This is a genomic window from Lamprocystis purpurea DSM 4197, from assembly GCF_000379525.1.
Classification (GTDB): domain Bacteria; phylum Pseudomonadota; class Gammaproteobacteria; order Chromatiales; family Chromatiaceae; genus Thiodictyon; species Thiodictyon purpureum.
Genome location: NZ_KB902493.1, coordinates 45,203 through 62,882, shown reverse-complemented (window position 1 = coordinate 62,882; position 17,680 = coordinate 45,203). Strand labels below are relative to the sequence as shown.

Below are 17,680 nucleotides of genomic sequence, written 5' to 3'. Positions count from 1 at the left end.
GTCAGACATCCTCGCGCCGCGCCTGAGGTGTCTGGGTGACGGGTGCCCCGCCGCCCTCGATCAGCCGATCCGCGTCCGGCGCCGCCGGCGCGCCGCCCTTCGCGCTGCCGAACAGCCGGCCGCTGGCGGTCGACAGCAGCCAGTAGAACATCGGGATGAAGAAGATGGCGATCAGGGTGGCGGCCAGGGTGCCGCCGATAACGCCGGTGCCGATGGAGTGACGGCTGTTGGCCGAGGCTCCGGTGGCGATGGCGAGCGGCAGGGTGCCGAGCACGAAGGCGAAGGAGGTCATGATGATGGGCCGCAACCGCAGCCGCGCCGCCTCGGCCGCCGCGTCGAAGAAGGATTTGCCCTCCTTGCGGTTCAGTTCCACCGCGAATTCGACGATCAGGATGGCGTTCTTGGCCGCCAGTCCGACCAGGGTCAACAGTCCGATCTGGAAGTAGAGATCGTTGTCCTGACCACGCAGGGCGATGGCGACCAGGGCGCCCAGGATCGCGAAGGGCACGGCCATCATGACCCCGACCGGCAGCGACCAGCTCTCGTACTGGGCGGAGAGGATCAGGAAGACGAAGATCAGACCAAAGACGAAGGCGATGGCCGACGTCGAACCGGAGCTGACTTCTTCGCGCGCCTCACCCGCCCACTCGTAGCCGTAGCCCGCGGGCAGCACCTCGCCGACCACTTCGGCCATGGCCGCCAGGGCAGCGCCGGAGGAGACCCCGGCGGCCGGGCCGCCGTTGATGGCAATGGCCGGATAGTTGTTGAAGCGGGTCACCATGCTCGGGCCGATCACGTAACTGGTGGTGACCAGCGCCGAGAGGGGGATCATCTTGCCCTCCTTGTTCTTGACATAGAACTTGCCGATATCCTCCGGGCTCATGCGATAGCTCGGCTCAGCCTGCAGGACCACCTGATAGAGACGCGAATCCTTGGGGAACTGGCTGACGTAGAGTGAGCCGAACATGGTCTGCAAGGTGTCATAGACATCCTGAATGGGGACACCCAGGACTTCAGCCTTTTCCCGATCCACGTCGGCCAGCAACTGTTGACCGTTGGCGCGAACCGTCGTATTGATTCCCGTCAATTCCGGCCGGGTCTTGGCTTTGGCGATGATTTCATCGACCAGATCGGACAGTTGTCCGAAGGTTCCTGAGCCTTGCTGTTCGATCCAAATCTGGAAGCCCGCGGTGACGCCGAGCCCGGGGATGGCAGGCGGGTTGACTGGGATCACCAAGCCGCCCTGGATGGGGTAGAAGCCGCGCATGCCGTCGGCGATCACGGCGCCGGCTGACAGCGCGGGCGATTGGCGTTCCTCATAGTCCTTCAGTGCGACGAACAGCACGCCGAAGTTGGTCTGCATCTGGGAGTCGATCAAACTGTAGCCGTCCACCTGGGAGACGTTGTCCACGGCCGGATGAGCGCGCATCACGGCTGCCGCCTGGGTGCCGACCGCACTGGTCCGGCTCAGGCTGGCGGAGTCCGGGAGGAAATAGGGTACAAAGATATAGCCCTGGTCCTCCTGCGGTACGAACGAGGTGGGCAGGGTGCGGAACAACCAGACCGTTGCGGCGACGACAAGCCCGAAGACCAGCATTCCCAGCACCCAGTGGTGCATGATCCATTTGACGCCGCCGACATAGCCGCCGGTCAACCGGTCGAAACCGTCATCGAACCATTTGAAGAAGCCTTTCTGCTCGCCCTGCTTGGCCTTGACGAGCAGTGCCGCCAGGGCGGGCGAGAGGGTCAGCGCGATGATGCCGGAGAACACCACGGAGATGGCGATGGTGACCGCGAATTGTTTGTAGAGTGCGCCGGTGATACCGCCGAGGAAGGCGACCGGCACGAAGACGGCGTTCAATACCAGCACCACCGCGATCACGGGTCCGCTGACCTCGTCCATGGCCCGCTTGGCGGCGGCATTGGGTGTCAGGCCGAACTGGACCATGTTGCGCTCGGTGTTTTCGACCACCACGATGGCGTCATCCACCACCAGGCCGATGGCCAGGATCATGCCGAACAGGGTCAGCATATTGATCGAGAAGCCGATGAGCAGCATGCCGATCAGCGCGCCCAGGATCGACACCGGCACGGCCAGGGTCGGAATGATGGTGAGCCGCAGGCTGTGCAGGAAGATGAAGACCACCAGCACCACGAGGGCGACGGCCTCGAAGAAAGTCTTGACGACCTCGTCGATGGAGGCCTGTACAAACTTGGTCGTGTCCAGTGCAACGGCGTAATCGAGGCCCTGGGGAAAGCTCTTGGACAGTTCCGCCAGGGTGGTTCGCACGTCCTTGGAGACCTGGAGTGCATTGGCGCCCGGCTGCTGATAGATCGCGATCAGGGTCGCGGACTTGCCCTCATACTCGGTATTCAGGATGTAGCTCTGCGCGCCGAGCTGGGCGTAACCCACGTCCTTGACGCGCACCAGGGCAGCGTCCTGGTTCTGGGCGCGCAGGATCATGTTGTCGAACTGCACGGCTTCGGTAATGGTGCCGGTGGTGACCGGAAAGGTCTGGGGCACCGGATAGGGGGTGGGTGTATCCCCGATGCGGCCGACCGCGAACTGCTGGTTCTGCTGTTTCACGACATCGGCGATCTCATTCGCGGTGATGCCGAGTTGAGCCATCCGGTCCGGTTTCAGCCAGATGCGCATGGCGTATTCAGGAACACCGAAGATCGAAGCCTGATTGGCGCCATTGATCCGGTTGATGGTGCTCAGCACCTGGACGTTGGCGTAGTTGGAAATCTTGTCCGCGTCGAGACTGCCGTCGGGAGAGAAGAGCGCCAGCACCATCAGGAAGGTCGAGGTCTTCTGCTGGACGTCGACACCCTCGGCCTGGACCGACTGCGGCAACTGGGCCATCGCCTGGCTCACCCGGTTCTGCACGTCGACCTGGGCCAGTTCGGGGTCCGTATCGATGGTGAAATAGACCGTCAGCGTATAGTTGCCGGTCGATGAACTGGTGGACGACATGTAGATCATGTTGTTGGCGCCGTTCACCTGCTGCTCGATGGGCGCGCCGACGTTCTGAGCCACCAGGGTGCCATTGGCTCCCGGATAGTTGGCGGTCACCTGGATTTGGATCGGGGTGATCTGCGGATATTGGGCGATCGGCAACTGCACCATCGCTACCAGGCCCGCGATGGTGATGATCAGGGCGATCACCGCCGAGAAGATGGGTCGGTCGATGAAGAAGTGCGAGAACATGGGCGGCTCCGGGCTACTTCTTCTGGTCGCTGATCACACCGATGGGCCGGTGCGGCGCGGCAGGCGTCGGTCCGGCGTCCGGCGTGGTCTCCGACACGATCTTCACCTTTGCTCCCGGTACGATTTTGGCTACCCCGTCGACCACCACGCTATCGCCCGCCGCCAGTCCACTGTCGATGAACCAATTGTTCCCCTGCCAGGGACCGACCTGCACCGGGCGGACCTGCGCCTTGTTCTCCTGGTCGAGCACGATCACGAAATGCCCCTTGGCGCCCTGCAAGACAGCCTCCTGCGGGATGAGGATCGCGTTCGGGCGAACCGCGCCCTCGATCCGCACCCGGACGAACTGCCCCGGCCGCAGGGTGGCATCCGGATTCGGCACCGTGGCGCGCAACAGAAAGGTGCCGGTCTGCACGTTGTAATCGGCATTGGTGAAGGTGATGCGGCCTTGCTGCGGGAAGACGGATCCGTCCGACAACACGACCTCGATTACATAGCCGTCCTGCTCCGGCACGCGCAGCCGGCCGCTCGCCTGCTCATCGCGAAACTGGAGCATGTCGTTTTCGGACACGCTGAAATTGACCCAGAGGGTGTCGACCTGCGCCACGTAGGTCAGCAGGCTGTTGGCCGACGCGATGTAGGACCCGTCCTGAACCTGCGCATAGCTCGACAGGCCGGTCACCGGGGTGGTAATGGTGGTGTAGCCCAGATTGAGTTCGGCCTGCCGCACATCGGCCCGCGCCGTCTCGACTGAGGCCGCCGCCGCCTGCTGCTGACCGGTGGCATCATCCAGGTCTTTCTGGCTCAGGGCTTTCTGCGCCGTAAGGGGCCGGACCCGGGCGAGGTTGTCGTTGGCTGTTTGCAGGCGCGCCAATTGCTGGCCGAGTGCGCCTTTGGCCGCGTCCAAAGAAGCCTGAAAGGGCTTTGGATCCTGCTGGAACATCACGTCTCCGGCCTTGACCAGGCTGCCCTCGGTATAGACGCGCTGGTTCAGGAAGCCATCGACGCGCGCCCGGATCTGCACCTGCCGGGTGCTCTCCGTTTGACCCACGTATTCGAAGGTGACGGGGACGTCGCGGGGGACGATGCGCTGCACCGTGACCGGTGCCGGCGGGCGTTCCTGCGGCTTCGGCGCCGGCTTGTCGCAGCCGGCCAGAGGGACGAGTGCGATCAGGGCGATCAGGGCGATCAATGTCCAGCGCATGCCAAGCAGTCTCCCGTAGAGAGCGAGTAATCGGTTCAGCAGAAGCTTATTGTGCAGCAATTCCAAATGCGGAACTGCTGCGATGACAGCGCCGCCCGGCTAGCGTGATTGCGCGACAGCCTCGTGCTTGATCAACAAAGACTCGATGCGGGTCAGGCGGTCCTCGATGCTGAGCGGCTGAGCATCGGTGAGCAGCTGCGGGGCCTGCGCGGGTGCTGCCGACCCCGTGAACATGGCGTTATCGGACCACCAGTCGATCCCCATCTCGCGGGCTTTGTCCACCGAGCACACCACCAAGCGCAATTGAATGGTGAGCAACTCGATGTCGACGAGCTTGATACGGATGTCGCCGGCGATGACGATGCCTTTGTCGAGGACCCGCTCCAGCAGATCGGCGACGCTGGTGCTGTTGGTGGAGTGCGTGAGGGTGGCGCGTTGAATAGACATGATCGTGTGCTTCTTAGCCCGGAATTTTCCACCACAGAGGACACAGAGATCACAGAGGAACAAATGGGCGCACGGGGTGCCGCGCGTCCGGATCCGTGCAATGGTTGGATGCCGAGTCGCCGTTGGTCCTCACTGTGCCGAGGCCGGGGGCCCTCTCCCTGGACCTCCGGAGGGCGGCGCCGCCGCCGCGGGTCCGGACAACGTCTGGGGTGCGCGCGGGGCGCAGCCAGTGCCCGGACCCTGAGAGCCGGCGCCGTGATCCGTCGCTAGCGATCACCCACTATAGATCGGGAGTGAACTCATCTGCCGCATTCCGTGGCGGCGGCGGATCGTTGACAACCACCGGCTCCACCGGTTTCGGCATGGCTTCCTTGGGGGCAGCGGCCTTGTGCTGGGCCTTGGGTGCGGGCTTGGCCGCGGCCTTCGGGCTGACAGCGGGTGCCGGCGCGGCCGCCGGTTTCGCGGGTGCGCCGCGCCAGGCTTGACGGGCAGCGCTACGCTCGCCGGCGAAGTCGCCGACCAACTGCTGCGTCTGGTGCTGGATGTCGGCCACGGCGTGCACGATCTCGGAGACGAAGGACTGGCCGGCGGCCTTGACGTCCATCGCCATGACACCGCGGGCTTGCCGGAAACTCTCCTGCATGTGGGCGACGTCATCGCGGATCGCGGCGGCGGCTTGCTCCCGGTCGGCGCGCGAGGTCGCGGCGGTTTCGGCGAGCATGTCCCGGACGGCCGCTTGACGGCTGGCGGCCGCGACGCGGATATCGGCGACGGCACCGCCGAGGCGGGCGAGGAAGGCGTTGCGGTCAGACCGCGCGGCCTCGGCCATGTCCGCGTGTTCATCGCGGAAGTTGGCCTGGAGTGACTCGACGCTATTCTTCAGGTTACTGATGAAGGCGTGCGCGGCGTCGTTGACTTCCTGGCGGGTATCGGCAATCAGGGTTTGGCGGGCGATGCGATCGGATTGGATCTCGTCGCGCAGCCGCCCCATATCTTCGGTAAAACGGCCCATTATCTGCTCCTGTTATCACTTTGCGGAATCGACCCCGGAGCAGGCGGGTCCCCGCGCGGCCCAATTACCGGGTTCGGCGCGGTTTGCCACCTGACCCGGTGGGAAGTGTCGCTCGGAATCGATGCTTAACGCATCGGAGCGACACCTCCAAGGCGCGAGACGCTCGATCAGGCCGGAGCGGCTGCAGGAGCGGTGAGGCCGATGGCCTCGGCATACTTCAGGTAGGTCTCAACCGACGCGATGACCACACGGGCTTCAACGGCGAGCAGCTCGATACCGACCAGGGAGACCTTCAACCACGCATCAATCACGATGCCTTTGTCGAGGATGCGGTCAACAACTTCGGCCAGGCTGGAGGAATCAGTAGAGTTGGCGACTTTTGCCATTTTCGTAAACCTCTGAACGTCGAAAAAATTGCACTAGACGTGCGCTGTTAGCGACCTGGACGGGTCCGGCGGTACTACGCGCTTCCATTCGCACCGAACCTCGCTCGTTGAGACGACTGGCCCGCCGATACTGCTGACTGGTCTGAAGGCTCTTGGGTTTGGCATCCTGCCGGCGTGGTCGCTTGTCGTTATTAATGCATCGGCTGTGCCAGGTTTTGTTGCTGCCGATGAATGACCCTGGTCACTCATGAAAACAGTCGCTTGGCGGAATGGATTCGAAGTCTCACGGCGCACGCCAGGGGGCGTGATCGGGAAATTGGTGGGGGCTTGGTATGGAATGAATTCCATAACACTGGCAGCGACTCCTTAGTTGAGGCTGGATATAGCCTGCGGACCTGATAGCCGGACGTAGGGGCGGGTTTCAAACCCGCCCCTACATGAAGGTCTGTCTGGATATCAGGTGCGAACGCTATATCGCGGGCGTCGGGGTCTTGATCAGCGTTGTGGTCGACAGCGGACCCGACGGGACGGTGGTGATCCGTAGGGTCCGCTGTGCGGACCGACGACCTGAACAGCACGCTCAGCGCTCGGCCGTCAGCATTCAGCCTGGCGCTTCAGGCCGCCAGGGCGAGACGCCGCACCCCGCCGAAGTCGGTCTTGCCGCTGCCGAGCTTGGGAATGGCATCGACCCGCCGGATCTCCGTCGGGATGCTCAAGGGGTTCACCCCGGCCGCGAGCAGGGCGCGGCGCACGGCCTCGGGGTCGAGGTCCGCCGCGACCAGGAGCAGAATGCGTTCGCCTTTCTTCTCGTCCGGCAGATTGACGGCCGCCAACTCCAGTTCCGGCTGCGCCAGGACCCGCCGCACCTGCTCCTCCACCGCGCCCAGGCTGATCATCTCGCCGCCCAGCTTGGCGAAGCGTGAGTAGCGGTCGACGATGGTGAGAAAGCCGTCCGTGTCCAGGTGCCCTTTGTCGCCGGTTTTGTACCAGCGCATCCCGTCCAGCACGACGACCGCCGCGGCGGTCTTCTCGGGGTCTTTGAGGTAGCCTTTCATCACCTGGACTCCGCCGATCAGGATCAGCCCGTCCTCGCCCGGCTGCAGGGTGGCGAGGCGCTCCGGGTCCACCACCCGGAAACTGGTGCCGGGCAGGGGCATGCCCACGGTGCCGGGCCGGGAACCGGACTGGACCTTCCAGTTCTCGATGTCCAGGGTGTCCGGCACGTTCACGCTCGCCACCGGCGTGGTCTCGGTGGCCCCGTAGCCCTCGTAGATTGGGCGCTGGAACTTGAGCAGGAAGGCGTCGCGCACGTCCGGGGCGAGGCGCTCGGCGCCGGCCACCACCACCCGCAGCGACTCCAGCATCAATGGATGGACCTTCTTGTTGCGGGTGTAGAGCCGCAGGAAGGTCGAGGTGCTGCACAGCACGGTCGCGCGGTAGCGGGCGATGGCCTTGGCGGTGCCGGCGGCATCGGTGGGGTCCGGGTGACAGACCATCGGGATGCCCTCCACCAGCGGCAGGAAGGTGGTAACCGTGAGCCCGAAGGCGTGGAAGGGCGGCAGATTGGCCAGGATCACGTCATTGGTCTGCGTATTGAGCACGTCCGCGATCTGCCGCAGATTCGCCATGATGTTGCGGTGGGTCAGCTCGATGCCCTTGGGCGCGCCTTCGCTGCCGCTGGAGAAGAGGATCGCGGCGGTTGCATCCGGGCTGGTCTTGGCAGTGACGCGCTGCCCGAACAGGAGCAGCAGCAGTCGCGCGGGCAACAGGATGGCCAGCATCAGCATCGCCAGGGACTTAAGCTTGCCGATCCGGGCGCGCAGGTCTTCCATCGGATGCAGAGTGACCTCGGCAAAGGCGCTCCCGAGATCGATACCGCGCCCGGCGAGCCGTTTGAGAAAGAGGTCCGCGGTGATCACGTGCCGCAGTCCGGCGGCGTCGACGGCGGCGCGCAGCGCCTCCGGGCTGGCCGTGTAGTTGAGGTTCACCACCTGCTTGCCGGCGAGCAGCGCGGCCAGGTTGGCGATGGCGCTGGCGGCGCTGGCCGGGAGCAGGATGCCGATGGCGGGTTCCGGGGCCAGCCGGCGTATCCGGCCGGCGAACAGCAGGACCGCGGTGATGAGCCGACGATTGGTGAGGGTGGCGCCGGACGCGTCGATCACCGTGACCCGGCCGAGGTCGCGTTTGGCGGCGGCGAGCCAGGCCGCCGGCAGGCTGGGTAGACCGGCGACATAGATCTGCCAGGAACTGACCGACAGTTCGAACACCGCCTGCTTCACCCGTTCGGCACCCGACGCCAGCGGCAGTGGGGCACCGAAAGCGACCACCACGTCCCGCACCCGCCCCTCGCGCCGACCCTCTCTGAGCTTGGCGCTGGCGTAGGAGAACCAACTGCCCCAGAGACCGCGCATATAGAAGGGGACGATGAGCACGGGCCCGCGCGCCGGATTGACCTGGCTGGCCGCCAGCTCGAACCCGCGCTTGAATTCGGAGAGCTGACCGTTCTTGCTGATGGTCCCCTCCGGGAAGATACAGACGACCTCGCCCTGGTCGAGCAGCGCGGTGACGGCCTGGATGGCGTGGCGGCTGCTGCCGCGCGAGATCGGCACGACGCCGAAGAAATTCAGGAAGTGCTTCAGATACCAGCGTTCGTAAATCTCCCGTTCCATCACGAACCGCACCGGGCGCGGGCTCGCCATCTGCACCATGGCCCAATCCACCCAACTGATGTGATTGCCGAGCAGCAGGACCCCGCCCTGCGCCGGAAGATGATCGAGCCCGATGACCTTGAGTCGGTAACGGGTGGCCATGGCGCGCGCGATCATGAAGCGCACCAACGACTGCGGGAGCTGGTAGACGGTATAGATGGCGCCGATCAGGGCCACCACCGCCAGCGCCAGCATCAGGCTCAGCCCGCCCAACTCGGCGCGGGCGGCGGCCACCGTCAGCCCCAGGAACACCAGCATCCAGATATTCTGGATGAAATTGCTCGCGGCCAGCACCCGGCCCAGCCCCTGCTCGCCGGCATTGAACTGGATCAGGGCGTTGAGTGGGACCAGGAAAAACCCGGCGAGCACGCCCAGCAGCACGAAGTTGAGCGCGTGCGCCCAGATGGACTGCAGCCCCGGCAAGACGAACAGGGCGATGGCGATCCCGAGCGCGCCGATCGGCACCAGGGCGGTCTCGACATGGTCGCGCGAGACCCGGCCGGCGATCACCGAACCGAGGATGATGCCAAGCCCCGAACAGGCCAGCAGACCCTGGATCACCACCGTGTTGGTTTCGCCCAGGGTCTCCTTGGCGAAGGCCGGGAACACCGCCAGGATCACCTGCGAGATGGACCAGAAGACGGCGAGCCCGATGATGGACAGCCAGATGACCCGGTTGTCCCAGGCGGCGTGCAGGTTGTCTTTGAGGTAGCGCCCGCTGCCGTACTTGCTCCAGTCGAACGACATCGCCGCGCCCGTCACGGTCTGCGGCAGCCGATAGGAGAGACTCACCTCGATCAGTGAGCCGAGCACCAGCAGCCAGCCGGCCGGGGCCACCAGATGCATGACCTCGCCGGGGGTGGCGTAGCTGTGGCCCGCGAGCCGGCCTTCGAACAGGATCGAGAAAAAGAAGATCCCGGCCAGGATCGCGGTGGTGGTCGTCGCCTGCACCCAGCCGTTGGCCGCCGCCAGCGCCTCCTTGCCCACCAGTTCCTTGATATAGCCATATTTCGCCGGTGAGTAGATGGCACTCTGCACGGCCAGCAGGAAGGTCATCCCGAAGGCCGGCCAGAACCAGCCCAGGTAATAGAAGGCTGTGATGGCCAGCGTGATGACCACCGCGGCCCAGGCCGAGAAGCGCATCACCCGCGCCTTGGGGAAGCGGTCCGCGAGAAAACCCGAGGGTGAGAACAGCAAGACAAAAGGCAGCAGGATCAGAGCATTGACGATGGCGGTCAGCAGAATCTGCGCGTCACCGTCATAAGTCTTAAACAGCGTGTTCTGGATGACGATCTTGTGCCCCAGGTCCACGAAGGCATTGAGGAACATCATCCCGATGAAGGGCAGGAAGCCCCCGATGCGAAACAACCGGTTCATGGCTGAGGCTCCGCGTGTGCCGGGACCCCGGGGTGGCCGGGGACCTGGGGTGCTGGTGAAGGGGCTGGCTGACCGATACTGGCCCAGACCGACGCAATGCTAACGCGAATCCGCCGCGGCGGGCGCATCCTGAAAAAAACGGGTGATCACGCGGCCGGGCGTCGAAGCGACGAGCGTAGCGCCGCCGACCCTGATCTGACCCGTACCACAGGCCCGGCCCCCGGCCGGATCGCCGCCCGGGGATCAGCTCACGCCGCCTTTGCCCCACCGATCGAGACGCGAATCTGAATCAGCATTGCGTGCCGGACAAACCTCGCCAAGTCCATCTTGACGTTTCGGGCGACTGAGCCCAAGCTTCTGTTCGTCATGAATTTCGAGTGGGACTTGGACAAACAACGCACTAACCGCCGCAAGCACGGCATCGAGCTTGCGGACGCCACCGAGCGGAAACAGTACGGGACCTGAGCCATGACCAAGACCTATGACTTCAGTGTCGGCAAGCGTGGATCGATCGCCCCGCCGGCATCCGGTCAGACCCCCATCAGCGTTCGCCTCGACGACGAGGTGATCGACTGGTTCCGCCGTCAGGTGAATGACGCGGGCGGAGGCGACTACCAGGCCATGATCAACACCGCTCTGCGCGAGCACATACGGCGCCGGGAGGGCAGCGATCTCGTCGACACCCTGCGCCAGGTTATCCGCGAGGAACTGCGCGCGGCAGGTTGAGCTCTCGTAGGTTGGGGTGAGGGACGAACCCCAACACGGCCGGCTACCGATGGTTGTTGTTGGGGTTCCTTCGTCACCCCAACCTACGGAATTTCAATCGGGTAACCAAAGCGGGTTCAGGATCTCACCGGCGACCGACCAGATACACTCATCCGGAAAGCAATCGAGGCCGGTTTCCGCGACCACGACCCCCGTGGTCCATAAGAGATCAATCAAACGTGTAACTCTGTCAGCTTGCCCCGCAGGCTGGGCGACTCGTCCAGGGCGTAGGCGAGTTCCTGGCGCTGGGCCTTGATGGTCTTGTCCCAGCCGGCACCTCGGCGTTCCGGCTGGTATTTCCATTTCAGCAGGACGAGCGCGCTTGATTGTTTTTGCAGGTCGGTCGCTGACGCTATCGCGGAACAATCGCCGGCGCTTCTCGTCTAGACTCTGAGGCAACGACGGCCGCCGCGTCTATCGCTGATCGACCAGATGCCCGCGGTCGACGTTTTTCTATGACCAATCGAGGGGCAATCCATGGCCGATTTTCTGACCTGGCGCGATGAGTGGCGGACCGGCGTCGACTGGATCGATGGTGATCACCGGGAACTCGGCGCCTTACTGAACCAACTGGTCGCGGTCAACGAGCGCGCGGTTCAGGGTGTTCTGCCTCCCTACCCGGGCGCCGCGAACGGCGGGGTCCTCGTGACCTTGGACGCGCTGATTACGCTCACGCGCCGCCATTTCGTCGCCGAGGAGTCGTTTTTGCGGGGTATCCGCTTCCCTGGCTATGATGCCCACCGTTGTGAGCACGAGTTGCAACTTGCCGAGTTTGTCGACTTGCGCCGTACCCTGGCCGAGACGCCCGGTCAGTGCCTCGGCGCCGAGACCATGCAGGATTTCAAGCGCTGGTTCTTCAACCACGTGATGGCCGAGGACCGGGATTATGTGGATTACTATCAAGAGCATCTGGCCCGCGGTTCGCAGCGGCGGGCGGACTCGGCGCCGCGCGGTTGAGCGCGGTCGCGACGACTCGCACTCGCTGCGGCGTTGCGACGCGCGGGCCGAGGGTCCGGCCTCCGCGTTGCCCCCGGAACGATCAGTTCACTTGAACTGGCAATAAAATCATATAATATTAGTGTTATCTAATATTTCTTGGTGCAATCACCATGCGTCTGATCCATCCCGCGGCTGCCCTGACCGCATTGTTCTCACTCGCTGCCTGGGCGGCGGACCCGGCCCCGGCGGTCCAGTCGGACCAAGATCGGGAGTCCGTTCGGACGACCGCCCAGGATCAGGCCGGTCTGGCGACCGCCGCCGCCGAGCGGCGCACCGTCCCCCGCGAATACCGACTGGACGGCGTGGTGGAGGCGGTGAATCGCACCACGGTCGCGGCTCAGACGCAGGGGCAGGTGCAGGAAATCTTCTATGACGTGGATGACGTCGTGCAGAAGGACGCGGTGATCGCCCGCATCAAGGATACCGAACACCGCACCCGGGTCGCCCAAGCCGCGGCCGACGCCAAGGCCGCGGCCGCCCAGATGCAGCAGGCGCGCGACGAGCATACGCGGGTCGCGGGGCTCTATCAGAAGAAGAACGTGTCCGACTCGGCCATGGACAAGGCGACCGCCGATCTGGCCAGCGCGCGGGCCGCCCTGGAGGCGGCGAACGCCCGTCTGGAGCAGGCCGAGGAGCAGTTGAAATACACCGAGGTGCGAGCCCCGTACTCCGGCATCGTCACCCACCGCCATATGGAGGTCGGTGAGATCGCCAGTCCCGGCTCGCCGGTCATGAGCGGCATCTCGACCGATGAGCTGCGGGTGATCGTGGACGTCCCGCAGAGCGTGATCCCGGCGGTGCGCGCGGGCGGAGCGGCGCGGGTCTATCTCCCCGACGGTCAACTGATCGAGACCCGGGCCATCACTATTTTTCCCTTTGCCGATCTGGAGTCCAACACCTTCAAGGTGCGGATCGAACTGCCCCGGGAGACCCCGGCGCTTTTTCCCGGCATGATGGTGAAGACCGGCTTCGTGGTCGGCGAGCGGGCTGAACTCACGGTGCCCAAGGCGGCCGTGGTGCATCGCTCCGAGGTCACCGGGGTCTACGTCTACATGGCCGATGACCATGTGCATTTCCGGCAGGTGCGTCTCGGCCGCACCCTGGAGGATGCCTATGTGGTGCTGTCGGGTCTCGGCGAGGGCGAACTGGTTGCCCTGGACCCGATCGCGGCTGGGGTGGTGCTGAAGTCCCAGGGCGCGCAGCGGCACGCCAAAGACGGGAGCGTTGCGCATGACTAACGAGGCTGTCGGACTGGGCCTCGCCGGGCGGATCGCCGCGCGCTTTCAGGCGACAGAAATTACCCCGCTGCTGGCCCTGGTGGGGCTCTTGCTGGGGCTCTTCGCCGTGCTGGTCACGCCGCGCGAGGAAGAGCCGCAGATCAATGTCACTTTCGCCGATGTTTTCATCCCCTTTCCCGGGGCCTCGGCGAGCGAGATCGAGCATCTGGTGGCCGGACCCGCCGAGCAGGTGCTCTCCGAGATCAAGGGCATCGAGCACGTTTACTCGGTCTCCCGTCCGGGGATGGCCGTGGTCACCGTCCAGTTCAAGGTAGGCGAGGACAACACCGATGCGATCGTGCGTCTGTTCAGCAAAGTGCAGAGCAATCAGGACTGGCTGCCGGCAAACCTGGGCGTCGGGATGCCGATCGTCAAGCCCAAGGGCATCGACGATGTACCCATCATTACCGCCACCTTGTGGTCCAAGGGCTCAGGCGCGGACAACGGTAAAGGCGCCTTCGAGCTGGGTCAGGTCGCCCATGCCATCGAGCAGGAGATCAAACGCGTCCCCGGTACGCGCGATGTTTACACCCTGGGGGTGCCGCGGCAACTGGTGCGGGTGCTGTTGCAGCCGCAGGCGTTGGCCGGCTACGGCGTCGACCTCACCGACCTGCGCCGCGCGCTGCAGGCCGGCAATCTCAATGCCGACAACCTGACGATCACCGCCGACAACCAGGAAATACTGATTCAGGCCGGGGCCTTCCTGTCGAGTCCCGAGGAGATCGGCGACCTGGTGGTGGGTCTGCACGTCGGACGCCCGGTCTATCTGCGCGACGTGGCAACCATCGAGCGCGGCCCCGAGCAGCCGGAGAGCTATGCCTGGCTGGGTGCCGGTCCCGGTGCGCACCATGTCGGACTGGATCTCAAAGGCACCACCCCGGCAGTGACCATCGCGGTGGCCAAACAGGAGGGGGTGAACGCGGTGGATGTCGCCCAGCGCGTCATCGATCGCCTGGAGCAACTGCACGGCACCTTCATCCCCGCGGACGTCGAGGTCACGGTGACCCGCAACTATGGCGCCACCGCCGACGCCAAGGCCAAGAAACTCATCACTAAACTCGCGTTCGCGACCGTTTCCGTCATTCTGCTGGTGTGGCTGGCGGTGGGCTGGCGCGAGTCGATCATCGTCGGCGCCGCGGTGATCGTCACTCTGGCGCTGACGCTGTTCGCTTCCTGGGCCTGGGGTTTCACGCTCAATCGCGTCTCGCTCTTTGCGCTGATCTTCTCGATCGGCATCCTGGTGGACGATGCCATCGTGGTGGTGGAAAACATCCACCGGCATATGGTCATATCGCGGTCCCGACTCCTGGACCTGATGCCGCGGGCGGTCGACGAGGTGGGCGGGCCGACGATCCTGGCCACCTTCACGGTCATCGCGGCTCTGCTGCCGATGGCGTTCGTCAGCGGCCTGATGGGGCCCTATATGTCGCCGATTCCCATCAACGCGTCCATGGGCATGCTGATCTCGCTCGCCGTCGCCTTCATCTTCACACCCTGGATGACCAACTTCATGCTCGGCCGGCGCCATGACCAGGCGCTGGCCGCGGGCCGGTTGCCTGATCATGGGCACGGCACCGACGGCGGCCTGCTGGCGCGCCTGTTCGGGACCGTCATCGGCCCCTTCCTCGCCGGCCGCCGGGGCCACGTCAATCGCTGGCTGCTGCTGCTCGGCATCCTGCTGTTGATCGGCGGATCCCTGCTGCTCGTGGTCAACCGGGCGGTGATCCTCAAGATGTTGCCCTTCGACAACAAGAGCGAGTTCCAGGTGGTCCTGGACATGCCGGAGGGGACCAGTCTGGAGCAGACCGCGCGGGTGCTCGACGAGATGGGCGAATACCTGGCCACGGTTCCCGAGGTCACCGACTATCAGGCCTATGCCGGCACCGCCGCGCCCATCAACTTCAACGGTCTGGTGCGCCAATACTATTTGCGTGAGGGCGCGCATCTGGGCGACCTCCAGGTCAATCTGGTGGACAAGCATCACCGCGACGAGCAGAGTCATGCGATCACGCTGGGGTTGCGTGACCCGCTGCAAACGATCGCCCTGCGTCACGGCGGCAATGCCAAACTCGTCGAAATCCCGCCGGGACCGCCGGTGCTCTCACCGCTGGTCGCGGAAGTCTACGGGCTCGACTACGCGGGTCAGATCGCGCAGGCGCGTCAGGTGCGGGCGGCCTTCGCGTCGACCGCCGATATCGTCGATGTGGACGACTCGGTGGAGCATCCGGCCAGGAAGCTCGTGGTGGAGATCGACCGCGCCAAGGCGGCGCGCCTGGGTGTCACCCAGGCCAGTGTCGCGCAAGCGCTCTCCACCGTCCTCAAGGGCGAGGATATGAGCTTCCTGCATGGGGCCAACGTCAAATATGCCGTGCCCATTCGGGTGGAGTACGCCGAGGCCGACAAGGCTGACGTGGATCAGGTGCTGGCCCTGCGGGTGCGCTCGCAGAGCGGCGCGCTGGTGCCGCTGTCTGAGATCGTCAGCCTGGTGGAGACCTCCCGCGCGCCCAGCATCTACCACAAGGACCTGCTGCCGGTGGTCTATGTCACCGGCGACATGGCCGGCCCCACCGACAGCCCGCTCTATGGTCTGTTCGTGATCGCGGCCACGCTCACCGACCAGTTGAACTTGCCGCAGTGGTACACCCAGCAGCCCGGCAATCCCTATGAATACAGCATCAAATGGGATGGTGAATGGCAGGTCACCTATGAGACCTTCCGCGATATGGGAATCGCCTACGGCGTGGGTCTGATCCTCATCTATCTGCTGGTGGTGGCGCAGTTTCGCAGTTATCTGGTCCCGCTGATCATCATGGCGCCCATTCCATTGACCATCATCGGCATTCTGCCTGGTCATGCGCTCCTGGGTGCCAAGTTTACCGCCACTTCCATGATCGGTATGATCGCGCTGGCCGGCATCATCGTGCGCAACTCCATCCTGCTGGTGGACTTCATCAACCAGCAGGTGCGCGAGGGTCGGCCGTTCGCCGAGGCCGTCATCAACTCCGCCGTGGTGCGCGCCAAGCCGATCGTCCTGACCGCGGTCGCCGCCATGGCCGGCGCGGTCTTCATCCTCGACGACCCGATCTTTTCGGGGCTGGCGGTGTCGCTGCTGTTCGGACTCTTCGTCTCCACCGTGCTGACCCTGGTGGTCATCCCGGTGGTGTACTACGGAGTCATGTTCAAGCGGGTGGAGTGGATTCGGACGGCGACGGGGTGAGTGCCCGGCGCTGATCCTTCGGCGGGGCTTTGATCGTCTTTCCGGCCGCAAGAAAACAGGGGTCGCGGCTGACCGTGAAAAACTGATGCTCAAGCGTTGCGGGATCATTGACCCCGATCGCCTCGCTGACGTGCGGCGCGCCGCCGAAGCTGCTGCAACTCGGCTTCATCAGCCGCTCGGTGGTGCGTGGGAATTCCCTCGCTGGCTTCGACCGCTGCCGCCATCAGCGCCATCGCCCGCCCGAAATCCCGCTGATCCGCGGCGAGGCGGGCCAGCAAGACCAGCGGCTTACGGCGTCGGGGATCGGATTGCGACGCGTAGCACTGCAACACCTCTTCAATCTCCGCTGCAAGCGCCTGGGCCGCGGGCAGCCCGAGACGGCCGAAACGCGCCGTCAGCCCATTGGCCTGGGCATTGTTAGCCCGACTCATCGCACCTTCTTTTGTAAACAAGGCAGCGGCGATCACGCATAATTCCTCCGCCCGGGACCATTGCCCTTCCAGCAAGAACTCATACGCCAGGTTGTTGGCATGCTGGGCTTCCCCCAGACGATCACCGACGCTCTGCGCCGCAGCGAGCAAGGCTGTCAGCACGGTACGTGCGTCGGCGAAGCGTTGACTGCCCTCATAGTAACGCGCGACGAGGCTGCCGGCGGCATCGGCCAACGCGGAGTGCCCGTCGGTCATCGCCCGCTCGCACAGGGGATGCAGGATGGTATCGAAGGGAAAGGCCGGCTGCGGTGGGAGGATGGGCCAGGCACAGGCCGGTATGAAGTGACCGATGATCGCCACGAACTGGACGGCCGAGGCAGTCGGCACCGCGAATCCCTCGTCATAGATGCGGCGCATCTGCCCCAAGGCCTCTTCCTCCCCGCGCGCCGCCATGGCCTCCCCGATGGCGGTCAGGATGGGCCGCGCCGGGCCGAAGAGGTCGGCGGACGTCGGTTCGCCCGGCGCACCGTAGAGGATCGATTCCAGCGGCGCGTCGTCGAACAGCAGCGAACTGCTGTCCTGCGAGCAGTAGTCGAACGCAAACGGACTCGACAGCATGATTGAATCCCTCTGAATGGTTGATGTG

13 protein-coding genes are annotated in these 17,680 nt (G+C 64.7%); 4 read left to right on the top strand and 9 right to left on the bottom strand.

Annotated features, from left to right (window positions below):
- Position 1: 1 nt before the first annotated feature.
- From A39O_RS0112810 to A39O_RS0112785, 6 genes are all read right to left on the bottom strand, one after another.
- A complete protein-coding gene (locus A39O_RS0112810) occupies positions 2 to 3,211 on the bottom strand; it encodes an efflux RND transporter permease subunit (protein WP_020505061.1) in 3,210 nt (1,069 codons plus the stop codon).
- A gap of 13 nt (positions 3,212 to 3,224) precedes the next feature.
- Positions 3,225 to 4,415 (bottom strand): efflux RND transporter periplasmic adaptor subunit, encoded by a 1,191-nt coding sequence (locus A39O_RS33310; RefSeq protein WP_020505060.1) that lies wholly within the window; start codon positions 4,413 to 4,415, stop codon positions 3,225 to 3,227.
- A gap of 99 nt (positions 4,416 to 4,514) precedes the next feature.
- The gene (locus tag A39O_RS0112800; RefSeq protein WP_020505059.1) at positions 4,515 to 4,862 is read right to left on the bottom strand and encodes a gas vesicle protein; all 348 of its coding nucleotides are present in this window, start codon (positions 4,860 to 4,862) and stop codon (positions 4,515 to 4,517) included.
- A 280-nt stretch (positions 4,863 to 5,142) separates the two neighbouring features.
- Positions 5,143 to 5,874, bottom strand: a complete 732-nt coding sequence (locus tag A39O_RS0112795; protein WP_020505058.1) for a hypothetical protein — start codon at positions 5,872 to 5,874, stop codon at positions 5,143 to 5,145.
- A 167-nt stretch (positions 5,875 to 6,041) separates the two neighbouring features.
- The gene (gvpA, locus tag A39O_RS0112790; protein WP_020503491.1) at positions 6,042 to 6,260 is read right to left on the bottom strand and encodes a gas vesicle structural protein GvpA; all 219 of its coding nucleotides are present in this window, start codon (positions 6,258 to 6,260) and stop codon (positions 6,042 to 6,044) included.
- A gap of 614 nt (positions 6,261 to 6,874) precedes the next feature.
- Entirely contained in the window at positions 6,875 to 10,345 is a 3,471-nt protein-coding gene (locus A39O_RS0112785) for an acyl-[ACP]--phospholipid O-acyltransferase (protein ID WP_020505057.1), read from the bottom strand.
- Between the two features lie 468 nt (positions 10,346 to 10,813).
- Here A39O_RS0112785 and A39O_RS0112775 point away from each other — a divergent pair, with 468 nt between their 5' ends.
- Positions 10,814 to 11,071 carry a BrnA antitoxin family protein gene (locus A39O_RS0112775; RefSeq protein ID WP_020505055.1) on the top strand — a complete coding sequence of 86 codons (258 nt, stop codon included), beginning with the start codon at positions 10,814 to 10,816 and terminating at the stop codon, positions 11,069 to 11,071.
- A gap of 93 nt (positions 11,072 to 11,164) precedes the next feature.
- Here A39O_RS0112775 and A39O_RS42665 read toward each other — a convergent pair whose 3' ends face one another.
- Both A39O_RS42665 and A39O_RS43550 read right to left on the bottom strand, forming a co-directional pair.
- The gene (locus A39O_RS42665; protein WP_245561888.1) at positions 11,165 to 11,287 is read right to left on the bottom strand and encodes a DUF29 domain-containing protein; all 123 of its coding nucleotides are present in this window, start codon (positions 11,285 to 11,287) and stop codon (positions 11,165 to 11,167) included.
- The gene (locus A39O_RS43550; protein WP_407635635.1) at positions 11,284 to 11,418 is read right to left on the bottom strand and encodes a DUF29 family protein; all 135 of its coding nucleotides are present in this window, start codon (positions 11,416 to 11,418) and stop codon (positions 11,284 to 11,286) included. The genes A39O_RS42665 and A39O_RS43550 overlap by 4 nt, the downstream gene beginning before the upstream one ends.
- 169 nt (positions 11,419 to 11,587) lie before the next feature.
- On the opposite strand from A39O_RS43550, the gene A39O_RS0112765 reads away from it, so the two are divergent.
- From A39O_RS0112765 to A39O_RS0112755, 3 genes are all read left to right on the top strand, one after another.
- The gene (locus tag A39O_RS0112765; RefSeq protein ID WP_020505053.1) at positions 11,588 to 12,067 is read left to right on the top strand and encodes a bacteriohemerythrin; all 480 of its coding nucleotides are present in this window, start codon (positions 11,588 to 11,590) and stop codon (positions 12,065 to 12,067) included.
- A 152-nt stretch (positions 12,068 to 12,219) separates the two neighbouring features.
- On the top strand, positions 12,220 to 13,347 hold the full coding sequence (locus tag A39O_RS0112760; RefSeq protein WP_020505052.1) for an efflux RND transporter periplasmic adaptor subunit: 1,128 nt from the start codon (positions 12,220 to 12,222) through the stop codon (positions 13,345 to 13,347).
- Entirely contained in the window at positions 13,340 to 16,603 is a 3,264-nt protein-coding gene (locus A39O_RS0112755) for an efflux RND transporter permease subunit (RefSeq protein WP_020505051.1), read from the top strand. Before A39O_RS0112760 ends, A39O_RS0112755 begins: the two co-directional genes overlap by 8 nt.
- A 104-nt stretch (positions 16,604 to 16,707) precedes the next feature.
- Here A39O_RS0112755 and A39O_RS0112750 read toward each other — a convergent pair whose 3' ends face one another.
- Entirely contained in the window at positions 16,708 to 17,652 is a 945-nt protein-coding gene (locus tag A39O_RS0112750) for a hypothetical protein (RefSeq protein ID WP_020505050.1), read from the bottom strand.
- Between the last annotated feature and the right edge of the window lie 28 nt (positions 17,653 to 17,680).